This window comes from Nocardia sp. Marseille-Q1738 (assembly GCF_965283145.1).
Genome location: NZ_CBDIMS010000005.1, coordinates 73140 through 99902, shown reverse-complemented (window position 1 = coordinate 99902; position 26763 = coordinate 73140). Strand labels below are relative to the sequence as shown.

Genomic DNA, 26763 nt, shown 5'->3' with positions numbered 1-26763 from the left:
GGGTACGGGTCGGTCAGGCGGTCAGAGATCGGCTCAGCGCCGGTTCGAGATCTTGGTGCAGGACACCGCCGACGCGGTGCGACAGGAACGCTTCCCGCATCGAGCCACGTTGGACCTTGCCGCTGGTGGTGCGATGCACCGATCGGGGTTCCAGCAGAACGACATTCGGTGCGGCCACGTCTAATCCGCGGGCGACGGTGTGCTTGATCGCCGAGGACAGCTCGGCGAGCGTCGTGCCGTCTTGCAGGGCCGTCTTCACACCCTGCAGCACGACGAGTCGCTCCCGGCCTTCCGCGTCGACGGATACGGCGACACCGGCGGCGGCCAGCGCCGGGTGCAGTTCGCGTACCAGGTCTTCGATGTCCTGGGGATAGATGTTGCGGCCGTTGATGATCAGCAGATCTTTGCTGCGGCCGGTGACGAACAGCTCGTCCTCGTGCAGCAGGCCGAGATCGCCGGTGCGCAGGAACGGCCCCTCGGCGCCGAGATACGCGGCGAATGTTTCGCGGGTCGCCTCGGGACGATTCCAGTAGCCCGCCGCCACGCTGTCGCCGCGAATCCAGATCTCGCCGACCTGGTTCTCCGGAAGGCGCTGCCGCGTGCGCGGGTCGACGATGCGGATGTCCAGACCGCGGGCCGCCCGACCACAACTGACCAGCCGGGTATCGCGGCCGAGGTCCAGGTGAACCGGCGCTTCGGCGATGGATCCGGCGCTGGCCAGCAGCGTCACCTCGGCCAGCCCATAGGCAGGCAGGAAGGCGGTGGGTCGCAGGCCGGCGGGCGCGAAACGTTCGAGCACGGCCGCGATCGTCCGTTCGCGCACCGGTTCCGCGCCGCTGAGCGCGACTTCGAGGGTGCTGAGATCGAGCTCTGCCACCTGCTCGTCGGTCACCCGGCGGGCGATCAGGTCGTAGGCGAAGTTCGGTGCGGCGGTAAAGGTGGCGCGGTATCCGTCGATGGCCTGCAGCCAGCGCACCGGACGCTTCAGAAAGGTCGTCGGCGCCATGAACACCAGGTTCGCTCCGGCGTACAACGCCCCGAGCAGCGAGCCGATCAGGCCCATGTCGTGGAAGTGCGGGATCCAGCTGACCCCGGTCCCGGCATCGTTCAGCCCGATCGAGGCGATGGCGGATTCGTTGTGCATGAGGTTGCCATGCGTCACGACGACGCCCTTGGGGGTACCCGTCGAGCCCGACGTGTACTGGAGGAAGGCGATGGTCCCCGAGTCGATGGCGGGCATCCGCCACGCGTCCGGGTCGCCGAGCGGACCGTCGGTCGCGGTGACGATCTCGCTTGTCGCGGCCGCGACAAGGGGCTGGACGTCGCTGGTCGTGAGAATCAGTCGCGCCCCGGAATCCGCGATCATGCCTGCTAACCGCTGGGTGCTGCGGTCATCGTGCGGCAAAGGCGCGGGAACGGCGATCACGCCCGCATACAGGCACCCGAGAAATGCCCGCAGGAACGCCAGCCCGTCGTGATAGAGGAGCACGACCGGCCGCACCGATTCCGGACGGTCCGCGAGCCAGGCGGCGACAGCCCTGGCGTCGCGGTCGAGTTCGCGGTAGGTGACGACTTCCTCGCCGAGCTCTCGCCCGGCCTCACGAAGGTAGGTGTAGGACCTGGTCTCCCCGTATTCGAAAACTTGCTGCCTTACGTGGTGAACGTAACTCGGCTGCATCTCGTGGTTCCTCGGTAGGGATCGGCATCGGTGTCGGTTACTACTCTCGGCCGTCCACGACCTCGGAACCAGGGACCTCAGGGATCATCCAGCAAACCCCAGGGGTGGGCAGAATCCCACCCTTGGTGTGCGTGGGCCCGCGTCACGTCGCTGCGCAGCGACGTCCACCGGCCTGCCATCGGCTTGGCACCTCGCTACCTGGAGCGCGGGGCGTGCCGACAGCCGATGTATGAGCCTGTTCGCAACCCGCTCGAGCCGCCCGCGCACTCACCGCCCCGTTGGCGCGGGCCCGCTGCGGTCTCACCCGCGCCGACATCGGCACACGTCTGCAATCACCCCTGGAAAGCTTGCGCAGCGGGGGCAAGAACCGGCACTGTTCGGTCGAACGACGGCGGCAAGGCCGACGGCTTCGCAGACCGGGTGGGCGAGAATCCGGCCTTCGTCGCGGGCATGGATCGAGCCATGGTGCGCCGAGCTACCGCGACAACATGGCATCGCCCGGTTCCCGAGCTGACGACGCTTTACTGCGGCGGCCGCTCAGCGGAACGCAGGTTGGCACCCGAGGCCGAGGCAATGGCTATAGCCAGACAGCGCAACTCGCCGGGGATCAGCACCGATCGAATGGCGCCCTGAAAACACTCCAGCATGGCGCCGTCGGACCACCGGACGTCGTAGCGGTACCAGCAGCGTCCGCCGCTTCGACCGCGCTGGATATCGCGTTCGGTTCGGACGGCCAGTTCGAGCAGCGCGGCAGTGACCTGGCTCGGCTCGCCGATGCTGGCGATCTTCCACCACGGCCGACTGAAATACCCTGGTTCGGAGATCTCGACCAGGTACAGCAGAGGCATCCCCACGGCGTCGGAGGCGGTCATACCGCACAGACTGCACCAAAACGGACTGGCCGGACAGGTGAAACGCCGGAGGTGTACTGAGACGCTACCTGTCGGTCCGGTCGAGAACCAGCTGGCGTCGGACTTGCCGCAGGTCCACCAGCGCTCACGTTTGCGCTCCGAATGCTGCCACCCTGACCGCTACGACCCGATGCGGTCCAGGAGCCAGCGCGGACCGACCGTATTCGCCCCGATCGCCTCGACACGGTCACGGAGACCCCGATCCGCCGTCACGACAGTGACCGGACGATTGCCGCCCTCCGCGATGGCCGCGGCCACCACACCGACTATGGCGTCATCTCCCGAACCGTCCGCGTGCACGACACGCACGCCGGCGAACTCCGGATCCGACGCACCGGCGACCGCGGCCTTCGCCGCCCATTCCAGCACGACAATCAACTCGGCCGGTCGCTCCAGGTGCTCATCGAGCCGGGACATTTTCGCGAGCAGTCGCCGTGCCGCACCGGAACGATCGCGCCACCAACCATCGGGGAGCGAGCCGACGACATTCGCGGCGTCCACCACGATCAGCTGATCGCTGTCCTTCGTCACATACTCAGTCTCTCCCCGCCCGCCATAGAACGCGGACATACACCGCGACCCGATCACGACGTGGGACGCCCCCGCCGCCGTGTTACTCGAGCGAGGCCTCCCCGACGTCGAGCGCCGATCCGGTCATCTGGCCGGATCGGCGCTCAACGTAGTCACATCATCGTCCGGTGTGTCAGAGCACCGGCAGCGGACTGGGCGCCGCGGGCCGGGCCGCTCGAACCGCGGCGAGCGCGTTGAGTCGGCCGTACCCGTACTTGTCGCTGCGCCCGTCCGCGCCGTAGCGGCCGCCTTGCGGATCGATCTTGTCGCACGCTCCTTTCAGCAGGTCCTTGACCTCGCGCCAGGTCAGATTCGGGTTCACCGACAACACCAGAGCCACCACGCCGGCAGCTCCCGGGCAAGCGCTGGAGGTGCCGCCGAAGTCGTCGGTGTAGTTGCCCGCTCCATCACCCGACTGGGGATCGCCCGGGTTGTAGCCGTCCCGGCCGCGCCGGTCGACGGTCCAGATGCCCGGAGTGATCGGGGCGGGATGTCCGAAAGGTTTGTGCCCGAAGTCGCTGCTGGGGAACGCACACCACACCGCTTTTCCGAAATCGCTGTAGACGCTGCGTTTCCCGGTGTCGTTACAGGCGGCGACGGCGATGACCTTGGCGAAACTGGCGTAGCCGTCGTTGTCGACGGACTCGTTGCCGTTGCCCGCCGCGAACAGCACCACACAACCCTTACCGCCGCGTCCGGTGGTGACGGCGTGTTCGATCGCCAACCGTGTGCTGGCGGGCAGCCGCACCACCTTGTTGTGCAGCGGGTCATTCGGCCGGAACCAAGCGCCGTCCGGCGGACCCCAACTGCACGAGATGACGTCGGCACCGTGATCGGCGGCCCACACGAAGGCACGCGCCTCAGCTTGCGATCCGAGGCCCGAGGCGAGCCGGATCGGCATCAACGCGGCCTCCGGCGCCACTCCCGACGCCCCTGCCTTGCCGTTCGCGCACGCCACACCCGCGCACGCCGTGCCGTGGTTCTCGCCGCGGTCCGGGCCGGTGCCGAACATGTCCTTGGGCCGCGGATCGTTGATCTGCAAGGTGACGTCGCGCGGCGCGACCACCTTCCTGCCACCGGTGAACTCGGGATGGTCGATGTCGACACCGTCATCGATGATGGCGATCGTCACCCCCGCACCGCGTGTGACGGCGTGGGCCGCTTCCACCGCGGCGTGCGCGTCCACCGGCTTTCCGCCGATCACCGTCTTCTTCAGATGCCACTGCTGCGGGAAGATCGCCTTGCGGGAACGGCGACGGATCAGCTCGGGGTGGCAGTACTCCACGTCGTCGCGGCTCAACAGCTCATTCGCGATATCGAACACCCGCTGACCGGTCCCCTCCGGCGCCGCGGTGAAATACGCGTTGGTCGCATACGTGACCACCTCTTTCACTCGCAGGCCCGCCGACGCCAAGACGTCGAGACAATGCTCGTGATCGACCCGGTCGACGAACCTCACGAAGACGTTCTCGGTGTAGAGCACCGGCTCCTCAGTGCCGGGATCCACCAGCACATGCCCGGCGAACCGAACCTCCGGCGCGGCATTCAGCACCGGTTTGCGTCGCTCCACCGACTCCCCGGCAGGCAGCCGATACACCTCGACCCCCGCCTCCGGGTAGGCCTGCACCAACGTCGCGTCATCGAGCTGACCGGCTAGCGGCGTCCGCACCGATCCGGTTTTCTGCCGGACCCCGCGCCCGCTGTAGGTCCGTACCACGATCAGATCCGGACTCTGCTCGAGCTCGAAACCAGGATCGTCCTTCGTACCGAAATTAGCTGTAGGCACAGTGATCTCCTTCCCCGTGCGGACCGAGCACCAGCATGAACCTAGCCCCCGCGAACCACCCAAATCCCGAGTAGCGCGGTACTCGCTATTCGTGCTCGGTTCACCCCTCGGATGGTGCCCCCACCGACACATCTCGCAGGCGTTGCGGCACCAGGCCCGCCGACCCGCCCGCGCCATCTTCCCGCCCTTCTCCCCCTCCCCCGACGCGTGACATCGGAACGACCGACCCGAACCCACTCTGACTAGGCGATTAGCCCCCTCCCCGGCTCGTGCGGTAATCTCCTTCGAGCACCCGCGAAGCGGACGCAACGGGCTGTGGCGCAGTTTGGTAGCGCACTTGACTGGGGGTCAAGTGGTCGCAGGTTCAAATCCTGTCAGCCCGACAGACGAGAAAGCCCCTCTGACCAGCGTCGGGGGGCTTTCTTCATTGGCCGACCACCCGAAGAGCGGGACCAGAACGGACCGCAGGTGCTTCGACAGCTTGTCACCAGCCCCAGTGATCTCCCGACGATCCGGATGGATGTACCGCTCAGTTGTCCGGCTGTCGGCGTGTCCGGCGATCTTCTGGAGCACGTGCAGGCTCACCCCAGCGTCCGCCATCCAGGTCAGCCCGGTGTGCCGCAGATCGTGCCGACGCAGGTGTTCGTAGCCGAGCTTGGTGACGACCTCGTCCCAGTGCGTGGCATCCCGCAGCACGCCGGTAGCGATCCGTCCACCGCGCGGACCGCGGAACAGTCGCGCGTCAGGGTTGTCGGTGCCGACGATCGCGATGCGCCGGGTTACCAGTTGCCGAACTTCTTCGATCAATGGCACGTACCGCGCCCGGTTGCCCTTGGTGCCTTTGTCTTCCATACCGCCCGGTGATGGCGTGGTCTGCCGCCGCACTCGCCAGGTCCAGGTATCGATGTCGATATCACCGGGTGCGCGGCGGGAATCAGCACATCCCGCTCGTCGCCCGCTACGACTCCTACGAACGGCTGACTGGCGCGCCACTACCGCACCTGTTCCAGCGTCGCTACGGAGCCGAGATTCGAGTCATGAGCACAGCGGTCACCCACCGTCTTCTGCGGCTCGCCATCCAACGCGCCGAACTCGTCGGTCCCGACGGCCAGTTGCTTGCGCTACACGCCGCACGACTTCCGCAGGATCTTCGCCACAGAAGCCGTCTCCAACGGCCTGCCGGTGCACATCGCCGCGAAACTCCTCGGCCACAACGACATCACCACGACCCAGACCTACGTCGCCGTCTACAACGACGACGTCCCGCGTCACCACCGCGCGCCGTCGAGCACCAGCGACCCACGTGATTGGCAGGATCTCGCGACTCGGCCGGCCGTCCGATATGCGGCATTTGCGGATGTTATCGGCTAGAGGCGTGTCGCCGTACGGACAAGGTCGGCGACGGCTTGGGATCTGCTGTGTGGTGGCCAGGCGATGACGGTCGTGACGGCCGGTGCGTCCGGTACGGGCACGATGGCGTGATCGTCGCGTAGCTGGGCTCGGAGCGACTCGGGCATGAGCGCGCAGGCCCGGCCGAGCGTGATCAGCTGGGTCAATTGGGTATGGTCGCGAACCTGCGGGCCGGGGCCGTCGGGATAACTCCCATCCCGTCGAGGCCAGCGTGGAAGGGGCAGGTCCGTCAGGGCGTTGACCTCGGCCATCGACATGTGGGGTCGCTTGGCGAGGGGGTGCCCCGCGGGCAGGACCACGACCTGCTGTTCGGTGTGCAGGTCCTCGGTGTCGAATCCGGCCGTCGTCTCGTAGGGCCGGTGGAGCAGAGCAACGTCGGCACGCCCGTTGCGTAGTAGACCTTCCGGTTCGCCGGGCCCGCAGAGCATCACCTCGACTGCGACAGCGGAGGGGTCGGCGGCGTAGGCGTCCAGCAACTTCGACAACAGTTCTCTGGACGCTCCTGCCTTGGTGGCCAGCAGCACGCCGGGCCGGTCGGCAGCGGCGCGGCGGGTGCGGCGCTCGGCGGCTTCGACCGCTTCGAGGGCGAGCCGGGCCTCCCGCAGAAGCACCGACCCGGCCTTGGTCAAAGTGATTGCGCGAGCAGCGCGGTGCAGCAGAACGACTCCGAGCCGCCGTTCGAGTTGCTGGATCGCCCGCGACAGCGGTGGTTGCGCCATGGAGAGCCGTTGTGCCGCCCGCCCGAAGTGCAACTCCTCGGCGACGGCGACGAAATATCGCAACTCCCGCGTCTCCACCAGGTCATGGTAACCGGCGATGACCACGACCAATACCCGTGCGGTATCGCCGCCCACCCGATCGGTCTTGGACGCTACACCCGGAATCGCAGCAGGATCGGCGGTGTGAGTGAACAGACGATTGCGCTGGTGACCGGCGCGAACAAAGGAATCGGATACGAGATCGCCGCAGGCCTAGGCGCTCTCGGCTGGCGAATCGGTGTGGGCGCGCGGGATCAACAACGCCGCGACACCGCGGTGGAGAAGCTGCGCGCGGCCGGGACCGATGCGTTCGATGTGCCGCTCGACGTGACCGACGACGCAAGTGTGGCCGCTGCGGCCGAATTGATCGCCGACCATACCGGAGGACTCGACGTCCTGGTCAACAACGCCGCGATCACCGGCGGTATGCCGCAGACACCGACCACGGTCGATCCCGCGACTGTGCGAATCGTCGTGGAAACCAACGTGATCGGGGTCATCCGGGTCACCAACGCGATGCTGCCGATGCTGCGCGCCTCGGCCTCACCGCGAATCGTCAACATGTCCAGCAGCGTCGGCTCGCTCGCCCTGCAAACCACACCCGGCATCGACATGGGCCCGGTTCCCGCCGCCTACTTGGCCTCGAAGACCTTCCTCAACGCCCTCACTCTCCAGTACGTCAAGGAACTGGGTGATACCAACATCTTGATCAACTCCGGCTGTCCCGGTTTCACCGCCACCGACCTCACCGGTTTTCGCGGCGTCCGTACACCGCAACAGGGTGCTGCCATCGCGATTCGCCTCGCGACCCTGCCCGACGACGGCCCGACCGGCGGATTCTTCGACGACGCCGGAACGGTGCCCTGGTGACCGGCGCACCGGTGGCCACCCCAGGCGAGGGGTATTGGTCAGTGAGCGCTGGTCAGCGCGTGATCGAGAAGCCGGTTGATGGCCAGTGGGTCGTCGGAGTCTATGACGGGAAATCCTGCCCCGGGTTCGCCGACCCAGTGCAGTTGGATGCCGGGGTTGTGGATGTCGCTGCCGTCGGCGAGGAAGAAGTGTGGGCTGCCCTGGACCTGGTCGCGATGTGCGCGGTAGTCGCGCATCATGCCCGCGCGGGCAGCGCCGGTCTCCAATGCTGCGGCCAGGTGTTCGCCGTCGACGCCGGGACAGAGGGCGGCGATGTCGATCAGTTCGTGCAGCAGGTCGATGGGACGGCTGTCGCAGAACAAGGCTCGCCGGATCGCCATGTCCAGTTCCTCGGCAGCTCGCAACGACTGCTGTTTGGCGGCGTGGACGGCCTCGTTGGCGAGCAGGGTGGAGTTAGGCCAGGTCGATGTGTCGTTCTGCCAGGGCTTCCACCCGAAATCCGGATCCAGTGCGCCGATGACGGGGATCTCGGCGTCCAGGTAGCGTTTCGGGATCGGGAACCGGTTGACGTCTTCGAGTGCGAACAGTCGCAGGTCGATCCGTAGCTTGTCCTCGGCGCCGATGCGAGCCCTTTCTCGATAGAAGCGGTCCAACGCAATGGTGGACCAGCCACACGCTACGTCGGTGTACACGACGATCATGCCTGCGGGTACGTCGACCATCTCGAGCTGCCCTTTCTCCGCACGGAGGAACTCCTTACCTGAGATACGGCGGTCCCGAGCAAGCGATCCCACCCGCCGGCCGTTGGCTTCATCAGCGTCATCGTCGAGAGTGATTCCGCGTGCTGAGTCGCAGACCTGAGTCGAGTCGATGTATACGTGCGCCGTCTTGTTCAGCACGACACGCAGATAGCGGAGATTGCAGTCTCCATCTTGCGCAGGAGGTGGTGACGGTGCCCGTCTCCTCCAGAGTCATTACCCATACCTCCCGGGGGGCTCGATATTCTGCGTTCGTTCGAGGTGCTACCCGAACGCGGTGTCGCAAAACCGAACCAGAATCCAGTTTCGGTGGGCGGCCGCAGTGCACTGGCGCAGGTCGGCTCCGGCGTGTGCGTTCGAGGCTGGGGTAATGCGATGCGAAGAACGGTTCGGTCCTGTCGAAGGTCTCAGCACTTCGGGAACGGGAATAGCGGGGCGTGCGGTGGCGCTGCTCTCGGGTGTCGCGCAACCGAAACCGGGTATCTCCGTGCGGATCAGTAGTGATCTCCGGAGCGAAAAGGAAAGCGCATGGTAGGCAATTCACCGATTCTCGCCGCCGCGGACGGCTCGGCCAGCTCTTATCATGCCGTCGCGTGGGCGGCGGTAGAAGCCACCCTGCACGGCAGCCCGTTGCACCTCCTCACCGCGATGGCGATCCCGACCGGCTTCGGTCCGGGCATGTCCCTGGGGGAAGCGGACCTGGAGTCATTGCGCCGCGACGGCGACCGGATCCTGACCGAGGCAATGCGTGTGGCCCGCACGGCGGCGCCCGGCGCGGAGCCGGACATCAGCACCGAGGTGACGTTCGAGCCGATCATTCCCACGCTGATCGAGCGCTCCCAACACACCAGAATGCTGGTCGTCGGCAGCCGCGGCCTGGGCGCCTTCCGGCGTGGGCTGCTCGGCTCGGTCAGCGCGGCCACCACCCAGCACGCCCGTTGCCCGGTCGCGGTGATCCACGGGATGTCCGCGATCGACGCGGTGTCTGCGACCAAGCCGATTCTGGTCGGCGTCGACGGTACCGACAACAGCGTTCCCGCCGTCGAACTGGCCTTCGAGGAGGCCTCGCTGCGCGGCGTCGGCGTTGTCGCCGTGCATGCCTGGAGCGACGTCACCGGCCTGGATCTGCCGATCGGTGACTGGGCCGACTTACATCGGCAGGAGCAGGTCGTACTGGCCGAAAGCCTGGCAGGCTACACCGACAAATACCCCGACGTTCCGGTCCGTCGTATCGTTGTCGTCGATCGGCCCGTCCGCGCCCTCCTCGAAGAATCCGGGAACGCCCAACTCATCATCGTCGGCAGCCACGGCCGCGGCGGCTTCGCCAGCATGCTCCTCGGCTCCACCAGCAACGCCCTGCTGCATTCGGTGGACATCCCGATGATCGTCGTCCGCTCCAAGTTAGAAGCCCCGATCACCTAGCGACTGACGGGTGACAGAGCGACCGGGACGGCCACCACGCAATGGTCAACGTCGCCCACGATTCCGGTCCCGGCCTTCCCGAAAGCCGACCGCTCCCCCAACTTTGACGGTTGAATGCCGCGACTTCTACGACGGTCTCGTCCGCGCTACCGGCAGGATCGGCTTCGGCTCCGGCAGCAGCTGTCGATGGTCTTGCCGTGCAACGCGTCCGCGACCGGTCGTCTGTCCTCGATCAGACCAGGTACGCGGACACGGTTGGCACGACTCGGCGTAGGCTCCCGGCGGATCGAGGCCGATCGCAGTTTCGGATCACGCCTCGGCTTCACGGCGTACGACGCTAGAGGCGTCGCCTGTGCTCGCATCGTCAGCACCAGCATCGCCGATTCGGCCTGGGCGGTCGTCGGCAGTGACGGAATCTCCTACGCCCCTTTCATTCTCGCCATCGGCGGGCATCGGCTCGCGTTCGAACCGAGCGCCCCGGCGCAGCTGCGGGCGTTGCTGGCCGCATTCCTCCTCGACTACGACCGAATGCTGCTCGAAGCGGGATCGCGCCCCCAGTCCGTCGATAAGCTGCACCTACGGCTCGGCCATCGCCGGATCCAGAAGGACTAGCTGAAATCACCCCCTGCTGCCTGGCACTGTCGTTCTGGTTGGCCACCTCGCTCGCCGTGCCCGGCGAATACAGCATCGTCTGCGGCTTCTGCTCCAAAGCCCCCCGTTGTACCCGGGTATTCCGTGGCATCGCTGACACCGGTCAGGGGCAAAGTGCCCGGTACCCCGGACTGAAATCGGATGGCACGTACTGGTCCCACTGCTCTCGAGTGAACCAGTTCGGGGTTCCCGAGCACAGCGATGCTGCGGGGTCGACCGTGAAGCCGACGTCATGCAGCAGTACCTTGGGGCCGTTGGTGACCTCGGCCAGTATTCTTCCGTCCGGACCGAACGCCACCGTCTGCACCAATCCATTGTGGCCGTCCAGTGGTTCGCCGAGCGGCCGGTTGTCTTGTACGTCCCACAGCCGGACGGTGCCGTCGTCGCTGGCGCTGGCGAGGGATTTGCCGTCGGGGCTGAACGCCAACGAGGTGATGTTGGAGCGGTGTTCGGTGCGTGGTTCGCCGAGGGCTCGATTGTGTGTTACATCCCACAACTGGACGGTGCCGTCGAAGCTGCCGGTGGCGAGGGTCGCGCTGTCGGGGCTGAACGCCATGGATCCCGCCGCCGGGGTGGCGTAGGTGCGTGGGTCGCCGAGCGGCCGGTTGCCTTGTACGTCCCACAACCGGACCGTGTCGCCGGTGGCGACGGCGAAGGTATTCCCGTCGGGACTGAACGCCATCCTTGCTCTGGATTTGTGGCCGGTACTCGGTTCGCCGAGTGGCCGGTGGTCTTCAACGTTCCACCACCGGATCGAGTCGTAGCTGGCGGTGGCGAGGGTTTTGCCGTCCGGGCTGAACGCCACCGAGGCTATGCCGGATTTGTGGCCGGTCAGTGGCTCGCCGGAGGGCCGGTTGCCTGCTACGTCCCACAGCCTGGCTGTGCCGTCTTCGCTGCCGGTGGCGAGGGTTTTGCCGTCCGGGCTGAACGCCACCGAGTACACCGAGTTGTTGTGACCGGTCAGTGGTTCGCCGAGGGGTCGGTTATGTTCCACGTCCCACAGCTGGACTGTGCCCCTGCTGCTGCCGGTGGCGAGGATTGTGCCGTCGGGGCTGAAAGCGGCTGCACCTATCACCGTGTTCTCACTGGTCAGCGGTTCGCCGAGCGGTCGGCGGCCGGTTGCATCCCACAATCGGATCGTGCTGTCTTGGCCGCCGGTGGTGAGGGTTGTGCCGTCGAGGCCGAACGCCACCCATTTCACTGGCCCGTCGTGGCCGGTGAGGGGTTCGCCGAGAGCGCGGTGATGTTCTACGTCCCACAGCCGGGCGGTGCCGTCGTCGCCGACGGTGGCGAGGGTTGTGCCGTCCGGGCTGAACGTTATCGAGTTCACTGGGCCGTCGTGGCCGGTGAGGGGTTTGTCGAGGGCGCGGTGATGTTCTACGTCCCACAGCCGGGTGGTGCCGTCGTCGCCGGCGGTGGCGAGGATCTTGCCGTCCGGGCTGAACGCCACCGACCGCACGAACCCGTCATGGTCCGTAAGCTCACCGAGCGGCCGGCCGGTTTCCACGTCCCACAGCCGGGCGGTGGGGTCATTGCCGACGGTGGCGAGGGTTGTGCCATCCGGGCTGAACGCCACCGACCGCACCAACCCGGTGTGCCCCCTGATCGGTTCGCCGCGCGGCCGATTGCTTGCCACATCCCACAACCGGGCGGCGCTACTCAGGGAGGCGATGGCGAGGGTTTTGCCATCCGGGCTGAACGCCATCGACCCCACGAGCCCGACAAGGCCGGTAAACGGCTCGCCGAGTGGCCGGTTGTTTTCCATGTCCCAGAACTGAAGCTTGTTGTCGCCGCCGATGGCGAGGGTTTTGCCGTCCGGACTCAATGCCACTTCGCTTATCGGCCAAGAGCTGTGCAGCGGCTCGCCGAGCGGCCGATTGTTTGCCACGTCCCACAATCGGACTGTGCCGTCGACGGGGTCGGCGGCGGTGGCGGTGGCGAGGATGTTGCTCTTCGGCCTGACCGCCATCGATCTCAGCACATCGACGTGGGTGAGTATTGCTATCGCAGGGTTGCGGATAGCGGCGAGCACGGCGTACCGGGCTTCCGGCGTCGGGGCGATTCGCCATGCCGCCAACGCCGACACCCGGGAGCCGAACGGATCCGAGGGGGCCAGGCGCTCGCTTCGGCCGGCCAACTCACGTGACACGGCGTTATCGCGTTGCTCAGCAGAAGTTTGACCGGCACGGAACAGGCCGAGTGTAGCGGCCGCCAAAGCGACGACGAGCACCATCAACACCCCGACGGCGGCTCTGCGTTGCCGGGTGCGGCGGTGTTGCGCCCGGATGCCGGCGGTGAGGAACTGCGTTTCGGTATCCCCGAGCGGTGGGTACCGCGCCGGATCCGCGGCGATCTGTTCAGCGGCCGCGGCGGCGGTATCGAGGACGCTACCGGAGTAGAGATACGCGGGGTCACGAAGATGGCGTTCCCATTCGGCCGCCGCGGCGCGCAGCCGCGCGCATACGGCGCGGTTCTCGCGAGTGTCGGCCATCCAGGTGTCCCGCAGCAGTGGCCAGGTCGACAACAGCACCTCATGGCTGATCTCGACGGTTTGCGCGCCCACGGTGAGCAGACGTTCGTCGGTGAACGCCGCCAGCACCGCGTCGACATCATCGCTCTCGACGCCCTCCCAGACCAGGTCGTCACGATGTACTCGGTCGGCCGTATCGGTGCCGTCGCTGCCGCTGATGACCAGCCTGGTGAAGACGCGCCGCGCGGTCCGCTGCTGGGGCAGGGTCAGCGAATCGTATGCCCGCTGCGCACTGTCGGCGACCGCGCCTTCCAATCCACCGGTGCGTTCGAAATCGGCGACGGTAACGGTGTCGCCTGCCCGCAGCCGCCAGGTCCGATCAAGTGCATGCGACAGAAGCGGCAGCACCCCGGCCGCCGACACCGCCGACACCGAATCATGTCTACGGGCACGGGTCTCTCGCAACAACTGTTCGACGAGGTCGTCGTCGACGCGCGCACCGGCCTGTTTGGCCGGTTCGGTGATCGCCATGCGCAGTTGCCGCTCGGTCATTGCGGTCACCAGGTAGTGATGCTGGATCGCGTCGACCAACGATTCGTAATCGGCGCAGCGAGCCTCGAAATCCGCGCGCACCACCAACACCACCAATATCACGGCACCGGCATGGCGAGTCGTCGCCGCCGCGTGCAACGCGGCGACGAACGCCTGGCGTTGTGACTCGTCCGGACACTGGGTGAAAAGTTGCTCGAACTGGTCCACGACCAGCAACAGCCCACGCGCACCACCCTGCTCCGCCGCAGGCCCCGCGTGCGCGGCCTGCGCGGCGAGCACCGCGAAACCGGACGGGTCCTCGCGTAGCTCACGGCGCGCCACCGCCGCATCCGACCCTGCCACCTGAGCCGTGGACAAGGCCAGTTCGTCGAGCGGAGCATGCCCCGGGGTGAAGACCAAGCACGGCCACGAGTGGGCCTGCGGCATATCCGCCAAACCCTGCCCACGGATCCGCGGCAGGACTCCGGCGCGTAGCAGCGACGACTTCCCCGCACCCGACACCCCGGACACCATCAAGATCCCCGGCTGCCGAATCCGATGTGAGAGCCGTTGCAGCAGTGCGTCAATCGCGGAATCGCGGCCGAAGAAGAACGGGGCGTCACGCTCGGAGAACCAGCCCAACCCCCGATACGGCGACTCCACCTCGCCCGCGACACCGATCAACGGGGCCGGCGCTACTCCGTCGGTCCACGTCCCGTGATAGCTGTAGATCACCTGGGTGTTGTGATCACCGATCTGCACGCCCCGCGCCTCGCGAGCGTCCACGAACCCGTCACGACCAGCGCCCTCGGCGGGTACCTCCTCGATGTTGCCTCCCTCCACAGCGGAGCTCGGTGTCAGCCGAAGGTGTTGTGTTGGGTGCTGTGGTCGCCGATCTGCACACCCCGGGCACGACGCAAGTCGATCCGGGTCCGAGCATGGTCGACGCGATCGGAAGGCAGCCGCGACAGCAGAGTTTGCGCGGCGGCCTGCAGTTCACGATCTTCCATCGAACGATGACGGCTCAGCGTCTCTTCGAGCTCACCGATATTGCTACCCGGCGCTGCCTCGTTCGCCTCGATCACCGTGATGGTTCGGGAATCAGCGCCGCCGCTGAGGCGATCACGTAACGCGGTATATGCATCGCGCACAGCCATGGATGCGGCCTCAGTACCCCCCGCAGCAGCTCCCGCAATCAATGCGGTGGTTATGACGGTCAGCGGATCCACAACCAATCCCTCCCGAACACTCTGCAGCACAAGCTAACACAGGTCTCCGCATCCGGAGCCGATCTTCCTGCAGTCGATGTGCCACGAATTCAGATGCCCGCCGCGAGGTGGTAAGTGCCGAACCTCGGGCGGGGCTCGAGTCGATCGAGTCGCCGAACTTGCAGCTCACACCGACAATCCACGCTCGCCACAACCCCTACGGGATCGCGCTGCAGCTCGAGCCGGGCTATTGCAAACCGTCATCGACGAGCACCACCGCTCTCGCCCACCGATACAGGACCGCCGTGTGTGTCGGACCAGCTGTTTACTGTTGCGAGCGCAGCCGAGCCGTCCAAGGAGCGCAGATGAGCACAAGACCGCAAACAACACCGATCCTTTTCCTCAGCGGTGCCGGGCTTCCAGCCTGGATCTGGGACGACGTTCGAGCTTCCCTGCCCATCGAATCGGTAGTCGCTGTCTACCCGAAGCGGGGCGACGCGACCCTCCGCGACTACGCCGACACCGCTCTGGCACAAGCGCCCGATGGGCCATTCACGATCGTGGCTCACTCTATCGGCGGCGTCGTGGCCAGCGAGATCACTGCGATAGCACCTGAGCGCGTCGACGGCCTGATCGGCGTCGCCGCTGCAGTGCCCGCCGCCGGGACGTCATTCCTCGGTGCACTGCCTGCGCCACAACGCTATATCGTCGGCCTGATCATGCGGCTCGCCGGAACCCGACCTCCCGAGAAGATGATCCGCTCCGGGTTGTGCGCGGGGCTCGGCGACGCCGACATCGCGCGCATCGTTTCGGAATTTGAACCGGAATCGCAGCGCCTCTATCGGGACGGTGTGTCGCCGCGCACGCTCCCGGCCCGCAGCGGATACGTCACGACCACGGTCGACCGGGAGTTCCCCATCGCGTCGCAACGAAAGTATGCCGCCCAACTCGACCCCAAATTCCGCCGTGAGGTGCCGACCGGGCACCTGCCGATGATGCAGGATTCAGCGTCGCTGACGCAGATCCTCCAAGAGTTCGCGGCCGGGGCCTGAACCCCTGCCGCGAACTTCTGTCGCTGGATTCGAGCAGCATGCCCATCCGACAGATCCGATTCCGGCACTCGGCTTGCTGGTGAAGGAGCTGTATGCCGCCATCCGGCGGGATTCGCGGGCCAGGGTTGTCGGGTCGGGATCTGCAGCGTAATGGTCGGGTTAGCGTGGATGTGTTCGGCGGCCTGGCGGGTGGGCGGTTTCGGATCGGGGTTCGCAGCGGCCTGTTGAGAATCCTGTTGCTGCACGTTCGGTGTGGCGGTGTTCTTCGCTGATGCGCTCGGCACGTGTCGAGCGCCGGTTGCGCGTGCGGCGTTGATCAGCTGCCGGGCTTGCTTCGTGCTGATCTCGAGCAGTTCAGCGGCTTGATCGGCGCGATGGCGGGCGATCTCTTCCGCGGCCCGTGTTTCGATCGCGCCGATCTGCTGGCGCAGCGCCTCGATGTCGTTGTGACGCATGGTTTCCCACGCGATGATCGCTTGCCGATCGTTGAGATAGCGCTTCACCGACTCGGTGATCGCAACGGCGGACAGGTCGGTTCTGCCGCAAACGGTGGTGGTGCTGAACTCGAACCGGCCCTTTGCTTCTATCATCACCGTTTCCGCAGGTCGATCTCGGGGTCGCCGTAGGCGTGGTCGACGGCGGTGGCCGCGCCTTTGCGGAAGGTCCGGGGATTCACCCAGGCGAAGTTCTCCCCGCGCGCGGCACGCCAGGTGCGCCCGAAGTTGTTCGGGTTGCGCACCGAGCCGTTGCGGGCAGGAAACAGCAGTCCCATAAGGTTGCCGCAGCCAGACGTCTCCAGGTCCTTGATCGCCTCGCGGATCGCCTCGACAGTATGGGCCGGTAGCAGGATGCGTCGCCAGCCGTTGTTGGACTTCGGCGCGGGTTTGCGTACCCACTTCCCTTTCACCTCGACCAAGGTCCCGGTCACGTCGACGTAGAGCTCGGGGGCTCGAGATTGATGTCATCGAGAAGCAGGGCGAAGACCTCGTGCGGGCGCATCCCGGTGCCGGTGATCACGTCGACGACCTAGACCACGGTCCAGTCTCGCGGGCCGTCCGCAGGTGTAGGCGGGGGTGCCGGGTATCGCCTCGCCGTTGGCCCATGCTCGGATCTGGGCGCGGAAGGCCGGCAAGGTGTCCTGGTCTTGCACCTTGCCGCGGGCGGGGTTGCGGCGCCGCCCGAAAGGGCTGACCCGGTCGACGGGGTTGGTCTCCACCGCGCCGTGGCGAACCGCGATCTGCATCATCGCGCGCAGGATTATCTTGTGCCGCTTGGTTTTTCGTCGCAGGCCCAACGCGATGAGTCGTTTGAGGTGGCGGTCCAGCTCACCGGCGTTGGCCTGCCAGACCTGCAGGGTTCCAACCGAATTCTCGGTCTTGATCGTGGTCGATCCGAAAACGGACGAAATCGGAGTCGAGATTCGTTGCCACGGCGTCGGTCCCGGAATGTTAATGGAAAGTAGCCGGGCCATTGAGCGAGTCGGGCACCCCCCGGTGCAGAAGATCCATCACCACGGCAACGAGGAGGCAGCGCGATGCCTACCATCACTTCCATCTCCCCCACATCAGGGCCCGCCAATACGACTGTGACGATCACCGGTACGGGGTTCGTCCCGATTGTCACGAGCGTGAAGTTCGGTAATGTGGCAACCTCTTTCACGGTGGACTCGCCCACGCAGATCACCGCGATCGCTCCGGCCAATTTGTCCGGGACGGTGTTGGTCACCGTGACCACCTCCACGACTGGCACCAGCAACGGGGTTCCGTTCACCTATGTCGCTGTTCCCTCGTTGAGCAGCGTCAGCCCCAGCCAAGGCTCCACCGCGGGCGGGACCACGGTCACGTTGACCGGATCGGGTCTGACCGGTGTCACCTCGGTGAATTTCGGTGCCACACCGGCGGCTTCGTTCACGGTCAACTCCGACAGCCAGATCACCGCGGTATCGCCTCCCGGCAGCGGGATCGTGTCGATCACCGTCACCGGCCCGGGCGGCACCAGCAACCCGGTCACCTTCGTCTACGTGGTGGTCCCGACCATCACCTCGATCTCCCCGACCGCGGGCCCGGCGGCGGGCGGCAACAATGTCGTCATCACCGGCAGCGGGTTCACCGGTCCATTGACGGTACGGTTCGGTAACACCGCCACCATTTTCACCGTCAACTCCCCCACCCAGATCACCGCCATCGCACCCTCCGGGTCCGGGACGGTCCAGGTCACGGTCACCGGTTCGGGTGGAACCAGCAACGGCGTCTCCTACACCTACGCCGGAGTCCCGAGCCTGACCAGCCTCTCCCCCAACACCGCCCCGACCACCGGCGGCACCACGGTCGTGCTCACCGGAACCGGTTTGTCCACCGCCACCGCGGTCAACTTCGGTGCCACACCAGCGACCTCGTTCACCGTCAACTCCGACACCCAGATCACCGCCGTCGTCCCCGCCGGGACCGGCACCGTGCAGGTCACCGTCACCACCGCCGGAGGAACCACCAACGCTCTGCCCCTGACCTACGTCGCGACACCGACCCTGACCACAGCGGTGCCGAACCTCGGCCCGGTGACCGGAGGCACCACCGTCGTGCTCACCGGCACGAACCTGACCGGAACCACCGCGGTCAATTTCGGTGCCACACCAGCGACCTCGTTCACCGTCAACTCCGCCACCCAGATCACCGCCCTCGCTCCCGCGGGCGCGGCCGGGACAGTCCAGATCACCGCCACCACGCCCGGCGGAACCAGCAACGGCGTCGGCTTCACCTACGTCGCCGTACCTGCCCTGACCACCCTGGTACCGAACGTCGGTCCGGTGACGGGCGGCACCACAGTCGTGCTCACCGGCACGGGATTGACCGGAACGACAGCAGTGAACTTCGGTGCCACACCGGCAGCGTCGTTCGTCGTCAACTCCGCCACCCAGATCACCGCCATCGCTCCCGCTGGAACGGGAACCGTGCAAGTCACCGCCACCACCGCAGGCGGAACCAGCAACGGTCTCGCCTACACCTACGTCGCGGTGCCTACTCTCACCTCACTGGTACCGAACGTCGGACCAGTCACCGGCGGCACCACAGTCGTGCTCACCGGCACCGGATTGACCGGAGCGACTGCGGTGAACTTCGGTGCCACACCAGCAACCTCGTTCACCGTCAACTCCGCCACCCAGATCACCGCCATCGCCCCCGCCGGGACCGGAACCGTACAGGTCACCGCAACAACCCCCGGTGGAACCACCAACGGCTTGGCCTTCACCTACATTCCGGTACCCGCCGTCACCACAGTGGTGCCGAACACGGGCCCGGCGACCGGCGGCACGACAGTCGTCATCACCGGAACCGGTCTGACCGGAGCCACCGCGGTGAACTTCGGTGCCACACCGGCGACCTCGTTCACCGTCAACTCCGACACCCAGATCACCGCTGTCTCTCCGGTGGGGACGGGAACCGTGCAACTGACGGTGACCACTGCGGGTGGAACCAGTAGCGGCGTGGCGTTCACCTACATTGCGGCGCCCGCTCTGACCACGGTCGTGCCGAATGTGGGCCCGGTGACCGGCGGCACGACGGTCGTCCTCACCGGTACGAATCTGACCGGAGCGACTGCGGTGAACTTCGGCGCGACACCAGCGACCTCGTTCACCGTCAACTCCGCCACCCAGATCACCGCCGTCTCCCCGGCGGGTACGGGAACTGTTCAGGTCACTGCCACGACAGCGGGTGGAACCAGTAACGGGGTCGCCTTCACCTATGTGGCGGTGCCTGCCCTCACCACGGTGGTACCGAGCGCCGGGCCGGTCACCGGTGGGACCACGGTCGTGCTCACCGGCACCGGATTGACCGGAACGACAGCGGTGAACTTCGGTGCCACACCGGCAACCTCGTTCACCGTCAACTCCGCCACCCAGATCACCGCAGTCGCACCGGCGGGTACGGGAACTGTTCAGGTCACCGCCACGACAGCGGGTGGAACCAGCAACGGTGTCGCCTACACCTATGTGGCGGTGCCTACCCTCACCACGGTGGTTCCGAACGCCGGACCGGTCACCGGCGGCACCACGGTCGTGCTCACCGGCACGGGGCTGACTGGAACCAGTGCGGTGAACTTCGGTGCCACACCGGCAACCTCGTTCACCGTCAACTCGGATACCCAGGTCACCGCTGTGGCGCCGGCGGGGACCGGGACGGTGCAGGTTACCGCCACGACCCCCGGTGGAACCACTAATGGTGTCGCCTACACCTATGTGGCGGTGCCTACCCTCACCACGGTGGTTCCGAACGCCGGACCGGTCACCGGCGGCACCACAGTCGTGCTCACCGGCACCGGATTGACCGGAACCACCGCGGTGAACTTCGGTGCCACACCGGCAACCTCGTTCACCGTCAACTCCGCCACCCAGATCACCGCCGTCGCCCCCGCGGGAACCGGGACCGTGCAGGTCACCGCAACAACCCCCGGTGGAACCACCAACGGGGTCGCCTACACCTACGTCGCGGTGCCTACCCTCACCACGCTGGTACCGAATTCCGGTGTGGAAGCGGGTGGAACGACAGTCGTCCTCACCGGCACCGGTCTGACCGGAACGACAGCAGTGAACTTCGGTGCCACACCGGCAACCTCGTTCACCGTCGACTCCGCCACCCAGATCACCGCCGTCTCCCCGGCCGGGACCGGGACCGTGCAAGTCACCGCCACCACCGCGGGCGGAACCAGCAACGGCCTGGCCTTCACCTACATTCCGGTACCCGCCGTGACCACGGTGGTTCCGAATACCGGCCCGGCAACCGGTGGAACGACGGTGATCATCACCGGAACTGGTCTGACCGGAACGACAGCAGTGAACTTCGGTGCCACACCGGCCACCTCGTTCACCGTCGACTCCGCCACCCAGATCACCGCCCTCGCCCCCGCAGGCACCGGAACCGTGCAACTCACGGTCACCACCCCAGGCGGAACCAGCAGCGGCGTCGCCTACACCTACATCCCGGTACCCGCCCTCACCGCACTGGTACCGAACATAGGCCCAGCCGCAGGCGGCACCACGGTGGTCCTCACGGGCACGGGACTGACCGGAACCACCGCGGTGAGCTTCGGTGCCACACCAGCAGCGTCGTTCACCGTCGACTCCGCCACCCAGATCACCGCCGTCTCGCCCGCCGGGACGGGGACCGTGCAGGTCACCGCCACGACACCGGGTGGAACCAGCAACGGCCTGGCCTTCACCTATATTCCGGCACCCGCCCTCACCACGGTGGTTCCGAATCAGGGTCCGGAATCGGGCGGCACGATCGTGGTCCTCACCGGAACAGGGCTGTCCACGACCTCCGCGGTGAACTTCGGTGCCACACCGGCCACCTCGTTCACCGTCGACTCCGACACCCAGATCACCGCCGTCTCCCCGGCCGGGACCGGCACGGTGCAGGTCACTGCCACGACCGCGGGTGGAACCAGCAACGGCGTCGCGTTCAGCTACTTCGCGGCGCCCACCCTGACCACGGCGGCGCCGAATCTCGGCTCGGTGTCCGGCGGGACGACAGTCGTGCTCACGGGCACGAACCTGACCGGAGCCACAGCGGTGAACTTCGGTGCCACACCGGCAACCTCGTTCACCGTCGACTCGGCCACTCAGATCACGGCCGTCGCACCAGCGGGGACCGGAACCGTGGCGATCACCGCCACCACCCCGGGTGGAACCACCAACGGCGTCATCTACACCTTCGTCGACGTGCCCACCCTCACCACGGCGGTGCCCAACACCGGCCCCGAATCGGGCGGCACGACCGTCGTGCTCACCGGCACGGCATTGACCGGCGTCACCGCGGTGAACTTCGGTGCCACACCGGCAACCTCGTTCACCGTCGACTCGGCCACCCAGGTCACGGCAGTGTCCCCGGCGGGGACCGGAACCGTTCAGGCTACGGTGACCACCGCGGGTGGAACCAGTAACGGTGTCGCGTTCACCTATATCGCGGCGCCCGCCCTGACCACGGCGGTACCCAACACCGGCCCGGCGGCAGGCGGCACGACAGTCGTGCTCACGGGCACGGGCCTGACGGGAGCCACAGCGGTCAACTTCGGTGCCACACCGGCAACCTCGTTCACCGTCGACTCCGCCACCCAGATCACGGCAGTCGCACCGGCGGGGACGGGAACCGTGCAAATCACTACCACGACAGCGGGTGGAACCAGCAACGGCGTCGCGTTCACCTACATTGCGGCTCCCGCGCTCACCACGGCGGCACCCACCACTGGCCCGGAAGCAGGCGGCACGACAGTCGTCATCACCGGCACGAGTCTGGCGGGAGCCACAGCGGTCAACTTCGGCGCCACACCGGCAACCTCGTTCACCGTCGACTCCGCCACCCAGATCACCGCAGTCGCACCGGCAGGAACCGGAACCGTGCTGATCACCACCACAACCCCAGGAGGAACCAGCAACGGCATCGCGTTCACCTACACCCCGGCACCGGCCCTCACCACGGCGGCACCCACCACCGGACCGGAAGCAGGCGGAACCACCGTCACCATCACCGGAACGAACCTGACCGGAGCCACAGCAGTGGACTTCGGCGCCACACCAGCGACGTCGTTCACCGTCGACTCCGCCACCCAGATCACCGCAGTCGCACCGGCAGGAACCGGAACCGTGCTGATCACCACCACAACCCCAGGAGGAACCAGCAACGGCATCGCCTACACCTACACCCCGGCACCGGCCCTCACCACAGCGGCACCCACCACCGAACCGGAAGCAGGCGGAACCACCGTCACCATCACCGGCACGAACCTGACCGGAGCCACAGCAGTGGACTTCGGCGCCACACCAGCGACGTCGTTCACCGTCGACTCACCCACCCAGATCACCGCAGTCGCACCGGCAGGAACCGGAACCGTGCTGATCACCACCACAACCCCAGGAGGAACCAGCAACGGCATCGCCTTCACCTACACCCCGGCGCCCGCGCTCACCTCGCTGGCACCCAACACCGGCCCGCAAGCAGGCGGCACGACAGTCGTTATCACCGGAACGAACCTGACCGGAGCGACCGCGGTGGACTTCGGCGCCACACCGGCAGCCTCGTTCACCGTCGACTCCGACACGCAGATCACGGCCGTCTCGCCCGCAGGGACGGGAACCGTGCAAGTCACCGTCACGACCTCAGGAGGAACGAGTAATGGACTCAGCTTCATCTATGTCTAACGCGTGATGCGAACTGGGCCGTCGGCAGGTATTGCCGACGGCCCAGTTTTCTCAACCCGGCCGTGGGCCACACGGCAAATGGCGCGCATCCCGTCCCATGCTGATCCTGCACGGTAACCGACCGCCGAGTGTGCCGTGTCCAGCGATCACTGGACACGGCACCCGCTCTCAGCTCAGTGTGAATGTCGCCGTACCCGAGATCTGCTCCATCTCCCTGTCGTTCGAGTCCAGCGCGACGATCCGAGCCTCCACCCGGCCGACGCCCGGCGCCGTGCCGAAACCGACGATCACGCCGTCCGCCGTGTTCTGGACGACACCGTTCACGACGCGGTGCTGCTGCCCGTCCGCGTACCCGGTATCCAGGTTCTTGAAGCGCACAGCGACCTTCCAGTCCGAGCAGCTGTCCCCGGTCTGGGTGACCTTCACCCGCACGCCGAACGTGCCGGGCTTCTCCTGCCGCACGGTGACGGCGTCGATGATCGCGGAGCAGCTGGTCGGAACCAGGCGAGTCAGGGTCGGCGAGAACGGAAAGCCTGGGTCATGCGGAATGGCGGTAGATGGCGCTGCGAGCCCGACCATCCCGGCGGCGGTCACCGCTGCGATGACACCGGCGCGGGCCGAAAACTGTTGCAGCTGTTTCCGATTGAAAGTCATGTCCGGTTTGTCGGGCCACCAGCAGCCGTTGTTACCACAGTAGTGCGTTAGTGAAATCACTGTAACATCCGGAATAAATGCTGTTGATGATCTCCTCGGCCGGGACCGAAAGTCGTTACAGCTCTGAGGATCTCAGCTCTACCGCTGATCCGGCGGCAACGGCAACTGTTCCAGCCCGCCGAGATCCCGTCGCTGGGCGAACTCACATCGCGAGGAGTACGACCGCAATCGCTATCAGCACCAGCAGCCGCACGCACAGCGCGACGGTGACACCGGCTCTGGAGCGGGAACGCGAGGCTTGCCCGGTCGGCGTCAAGGACTGAAGTCCGACGTCGTGGGGCGATCTCGGTCCATGCTGTGCTGACATCTGCTGCCCGGTTCGCTCGACCGTTATCGTCTGGCCAGGATCGACAGGATCGGGCAGCCGATAATCCGCACCGGCTCGACGAGCTGGACGTGGACCCAGGCGCCGAAGCGGGGCATGCCCATCCCTGAGCATGCCCCGTCTCTATTGTGCGCCCAGCGCGGTTTCGCCCCAGCGCGATGTCGGCCGGCTCGCTCTGCGTCGGTCAGGCGAGCTTGCGGCCCAGGAAGTCGCGGATCAGTGCGGCGATTTCGGAGCCGTGCGTTTCCAGGGCGAAGTGGCCCGTATCCAGCAGGTGCAGTTCGGCGTCCGGCAGATCGCGCAGGTAGGCGCGGGCGCCGTCGGCGCCGAAGATCTCGTCGTGCTCGCCCCAGGTGATCAGGACCGGGGGCCGGTGCTCAGCGAAGTACTTCTGGAACTCCGGGTAGCGGTCGAGGTTCAGCTTGTAGTCGGCGAAGAGCTGGAGCTGGATCTCCTTGTTACCCGGACGATCCAGGTAGTGCTGATCCAAGGTCCAGGTGTCGGGGCTGACCTGCGCCAGCCGATCGGCCGGAACGCCGTGTGTGTACTGCCATTTCGTGGCGTCGAGTTCGAGCAGCTTGCGCACCTCGGGCTCGTGCGCCGCACGGTCGTTGGCGTGTGCGAACAGTACCTCCCAGAACGGGGTGAAGCCCTCCAGGTAGGCGTTGCCGCTCTGGGTGATGATCGCAGTGATGCGGTCCGGATTGCGGGAGGCGATGCGCAGCCCGATCGGCGCGCCGTAATCCTGAATGTAGAGGGCGAACCGGTGGATGCCCAAGGTGTCCAACAGTTCCAGGGTGATCTCGGTGAGCTTCTCGAAGCTGTAGTCGAAGGCGAGCACGGACGGCATGGCCGACTGCCCGAAACCGATATGGTCCGGTGCGATCAGATGGAAATCCGCGGCCAGCTGCGGCAGCAGCTGGCGGAACATCGCCGAACTGGTCGGAAAGCCGTGCAGTAGGACGAGTGTCGGCTTGTCCGGATTTCCCGCCTCGCGATAGAAGACCGGCAGACCCTGGATCTCGACGGTGTTGTGACGCACTACGTTCATTGGGATTCTCCTAGTTATGTTGATGGAACGGACATTTGGGTTCGATCGCAGGTCAGCGGATGACCTCGACGAGGACGGCGTGGCAGGAGTGCCGAGTACGAATCGGCCGAGCAGGAATCATGGACGGTCACGCCGCACTGGTGACGAGCCCGGTTGCGGGTTTGCGCACCGGGACGATCAACAGCGCGGCGGCGATACTGAAGGCGAGACCGAGTGCGAAATAGCCTCGGTAGCTGTCTGTTCGGGCATGGATCGCACTGGCGGCCGCCAGACCGGCGGCCGCGGCGAGCTGATGGATCACCCATGCGGGAGCCAAGGTCCGGCCCATCCGGGCTGGGTCGAGGCCGCGGGAAATGATCGCCATGGTCAAGGGGACGACCGGGAACGAGGCCGCGCCGAACACGGCCGCGACCGCGATGAGCACGCCTGGGCCGGGAACGCACACGGCAAGGGTCAGCGCGACTATCCGCATCCCATAGAGGATCCGCAGCAGGGCCTCAGGTCGGTACCAGCGCTGCAGTCGCGCCATCGCCGCCGATGTCAGACCCGCCGCCAATGCCGCGACGGCCACCAGGCGACCGGCCCCGGCGATCGACCAGTCGGTCTCGACCGCGTGTTCGGGCAGCATCAGGATTACCACGTAGAGGGTCGCTGAATGCAAACCGAAGGAGATCAGCACCCGCCCCCGACCGGCCAATGACTCGGCTCGGCGTGCGACGCCGGCGATGTGATCGGCAGGCAACACCCACCACAGCACACCAGTGACCACCAGCCCGACACCGCCGAGGAGCGCATAGGTGACGCGAACACCTACGGGCTCGAACAGAGCTGTGGCAACCCATGGCGCGATCAGCTGCCCCAGGTTGATTCCCACAGCCGCCCTGGCAAGCGCCGGACCGACCTGATTGTCGAGCGTCCGCCCGATCAGGGTGGTGACCGTGAGCGTGGACGACGATGCGAACCCGATCCCACCGAGAAGCACGTAGGCCGTGACGAATTCCCACGTCGTACGCACCACCGCCAGCACAAGATAACTTGCCGAGATCAGCGTCAGACCGCCGATCAGCACCCGCTTCGCACCGACCCGATCCAGCAGGCCGCCGACCAGCGGCTGCGCCAGCCCGGTCACCGTCGTGCCGAGAGCGGCGGCGACGGCCAACGCCGTCGCACTCACCCCATACGAGGCGGCGGTGGGCGCGAAGAACACTCCCATGGAGAAGTTCAGCCCGAACGACACCGTCATGGCCGCCAAGCCCGCCCAGGCAATCTGCTCGCGCCGCATACTCACCACTCTCTAACTGTCAAAATAGATTTTGATGGTTAAAGACTGGCCGCCGTGGAACTAACCTGTCAATGTGATATAAATGGTTAGACATGCGGGAATATAGTCAGTGCCCGCCGCCAGC

General features: G+C 66.4%; 21 protein-coding genes and 1 tRNA gene. 8 read left to right on the top strand and 14 right to left on the bottom strand.

Going from position 1 to position 26763, the window contains the following annotated elements; translation table 11 throughout:
- Positions 1-13 precede the first annotated feature (13 nt).
- From ACWPXK_RS19940 to ACWPXK_RS19925, 4 genes are all read right to left on the bottom strand, one after another.
- Entirely contained in the window at positions 14-1678 is a 1665-nt protein-coding gene (locus tag ACWPXK_RS19940; protein WP_454197663.1) for a fatty acyl-AMP ligase, read from the bottom strand.
- Positions 1679-2199: 521 nt separating this feature from the next.
- On the bottom strand, positions 2200-2550 hold the full coding sequence (locus ACWPXK_RS19935) for a hypothetical protein (protein WP_454197662.1): 351 nt from the start codon (positions 2548-2550) through the stop codon (positions 2200-2202).
- Positions 2551-2709: 159 nt separating this feature from the next.
- Positions 2710-3120, bottom strand: a complete 411-nt coding sequence (locus tag ACWPXK_RS19930; protein WP_454197661.1) for a hypothetical protein — start codon at positions 3118-3120, stop codon at positions 2710-2712.
- A 172-nt stretch (positions 3121-3292) separates the two neighbouring features.
- Complete coding sequence (locus tag ACWPXK_RS19925; RefSeq protein WP_454197660.1) at positions 3293-4945, bottom strand: S8 family peptidase; 1653 nt, start codon at positions 4943-4945, stop codon at positions 3293-3295.
- 309 nt (positions 4946-5254) lie between these two features.
- Here ACWPXK_RS19925 and ACWPXK_RS19920 point away from each other — a divergent pair.
- Positions 5255-5328, top strand: a tRNA-Pro gene (locus ACWPXK_RS19920).
- Here the strand turns inward: ACWPXK_RS19920 and ACWPXK_RS19915 are convergent.
- Positions 5294-5830 (bottom strand): tyrosine-type recombinase/integrase, encoded by a 537-nt coding sequence (locus ACWPXK_RS19915; protein WP_454197659.1) that lies wholly within the window; start codon positions 5828-5830, stop codon positions 5294-5296. The two genes, ACWPXK_RS19920 and ACWPXK_RS19915, sit on opposite strands and share 35 nt — an antisense overlap.
- A 231-nt stretch (positions 5831-6061) precedes the next feature.
- Here ACWPXK_RS19915 and ACWPXK_RS19910 point away from each other — a divergent pair, with 231 nt between their 5' ends.
- A complete protein-coding gene (locus tag ACWPXK_RS19910) occupies positions 6062-6316 on the top strand; it encodes a site-specific integrase (protein ID WP_454197658.1) in 255 nt (84 codons plus the stop codon).
- On the opposite strand, the gene ACWPXK_RS19905 is transcribed toward ACWPXK_RS19910, so the two are convergent.
- Positions 6313-7209: a LysR family transcriptional regulator gene (locus ACWPXK_RS19905; RefSeq protein ID WP_454197657.1), complete on the bottom strand. Its 897-nt coding sequence runs from the start codon at positions 7207-7209 to the stop codon at positions 6313-6315. The two genes, ACWPXK_RS19910 and ACWPXK_RS19905, sit on opposite strands and share 4 nt — an antisense overlap.
- Before the next feature lie 48 nt (positions 7210-7257).
- Between ACWPXK_RS19905 and ACWPXK_RS19900 the strand changes: the two genes are divergently transcribed.
- Positions 7258-7983, top strand: a complete 726-nt coding sequence (locus ACWPXK_RS19900; RefSeq protein ID WP_454197656.1) for an SDR family NAD(P)-dependent oxidoreductase — start codon at positions 7258-7260, stop codon at positions 7981-7983.
- Positions 7984-8021: 38 nt separating this feature from the next.
- Here ACWPXK_RS19900 and ACWPXK_RS19895 read toward each other — a convergent pair whose 3' ends face one another.
- Positions 8022-8705 carry a DsbA family oxidoreductase gene (locus ACWPXK_RS19895; protein ID WP_454197655.1) on the bottom strand — a complete coding sequence of 228 codons (684 nt, stop codon included), beginning with the start codon at positions 8703-8705 and terminating at the stop codon, positions 8022-8024.
- Between the two features lie 564 nt (positions 8706-9269).
- Between ACWPXK_RS19895 and ACWPXK_RS19890 the strand changes: the two genes are divergently transcribed.
- Together ACWPXK_RS19890 and ACWPXK_RS19885 are read left to right on the top strand one after the other, a co-directional pair.
- Positions 9270-10163 carry a universal stress protein gene (locus tag ACWPXK_RS19890; RefSeq protein WP_454197654.1) on the top strand — a complete coding sequence of 298 codons (894 nt, stop codon included), beginning with the start codon at positions 9270-9272 and terminating at the stop codon, positions 10161-10163.
- A 255-nt stretch (positions 10164-10418) separates the two neighbouring features.
- Positions 10419-10775, top strand: a complete 357-nt coding sequence (locus ACWPXK_RS19885) for a hypothetical protein (protein WP_454197653.1) — start codon at positions 10419-10421, stop codon at positions 10773-10775.
- Between the two features lie 142 nt (positions 10776-10917).
- Here the strand turns inward: ACWPXK_RS19885 and ACWPXK_RS19880 are convergent, their stop codons facing one another.
- Both ACWPXK_RS19880 and ACWPXK_RS19875 read right to left on the bottom strand, forming a co-directional pair.
- Positions 10918-14658 carry an nSTAND1 domain-containing NTPase gene (locus tag ACWPXK_RS19880; protein WP_454197652.1) on the bottom strand — a complete coding sequence of 1247 codons (3741 nt, stop codon included), beginning with the start codon at positions 14656-14658 and terminating at the stop codon, positions 10918-10920.
- A gap of 14 nt (positions 14659-14672) precedes the next feature.
- The gene (locus tag ACWPXK_RS19875; protein WP_454197651.1) at positions 14673-15044 is read right to left on the bottom strand and encodes a hypothetical protein; all 372 of its coding nucleotides are present in this window, start codon (positions 15042-15044) and stop codon (positions 14673-14675) included.
- 344 nt (positions 15045-15388) lie between these two features.
- On the opposite strand from ACWPXK_RS19875, the gene ACWPXK_RS19870 reads away from it, so the two are divergent.
- Positions 15389-16075: an alpha/beta fold hydrolase gene (locus tag ACWPXK_RS19870; protein WP_454197984.1), complete on the top strand. Its 687-nt coding sequence runs from the start codon at positions 15389-15391 to the stop codon at positions 16073-16075.
- A 284-nt stretch (positions 16076-16359) separates the two neighbouring features.
- On the top strand, positions 16360-16701 hold the full coding sequence (locus tag ACWPXK_RS19865; protein ID WP_454197650.1) for a hypothetical protein: 342 nt from the start codon (positions 16360-16362) through the stop codon (positions 16699-16701).
- Here ACWPXK_RS19865 and ACWPXK_RS19860 read toward each other — a convergent pair.
- A complete protein-coding gene (locus tag ACWPXK_RS19860; protein WP_454197649.1) occupies positions 16665-17003 on the bottom strand; it encodes a hypothetical protein in 339 nt (112 codons plus the stop codon). The genes ACWPXK_RS19865 and ACWPXK_RS19860 overlap by 37 nt on opposite strands.
- 33 nt (positions 17004-17036) lie before the next feature.
- On the bottom strand, positions 17037-17546 hold the full coding sequence (locus tag ACWPXK_RS19855) for a hypothetical protein (protein WP_454197648.1): 510 nt from the start codon (positions 17544-17546) through the stop codon (positions 17037-17039).
- A 63-nt stretch (positions 17547-17609) separates the two neighbouring features.
- On the opposite strand from ACWPXK_RS19855, the gene ACWPXK_RS19850 reads away from it, so the two are divergent.
- The gene (locus ACWPXK_RS19850; protein WP_454197647.1) at positions 17610-23267 is read left to right on the top strand and encodes an IPT/TIG domain-containing protein; all 5658 of its coding nucleotides are present in this window, start codon (positions 17610-17612) and stop codon (positions 23265-23267) included.
- A 168-nt stretch (positions 23268-23435) separates the two neighbouring features.
- On the opposite strand, the gene ACWPXK_RS19845 is transcribed toward ACWPXK_RS19850, so the two are convergent.
- The 3 genes from ACWPXK_RS19845 to ACWPXK_RS19835 all read right to left on the bottom strand — a co-directional run bounded on the left by ACWPXK_RS19845 (position 23436) and on the right by ACWPXK_RS19835 (position 26639).
- Complete coding sequence (locus ACWPXK_RS19845; protein WP_454197646.1) at positions 23436-23921, bottom strand: hypothetical protein; 486 nt, start codon at positions 23919-23921, stop codon at positions 23436-23438.
- 569 nt (positions 23922-24490) lie between these two features.
- Positions 24491-25357 (bottom strand): alpha/beta fold hydrolase, encoded by an 867-nt coding sequence (locus tag ACWPXK_RS19840; protein WP_454197645.1) that lies wholly within the window; start codon positions 25355-25357, stop codon positions 24491-24493.
- Positions 25358-25484: 127 nt separating this feature from the next.
- Entirely contained in the window at positions 25485-26639 is a 1155-nt protein-coding gene (locus tag ACWPXK_RS19835) for an MFS transporter (protein ID WP_454197983.1), read from the bottom strand.
- Between the last annotated feature and the right edge of the window lie 124 nt (positions 26640-26763).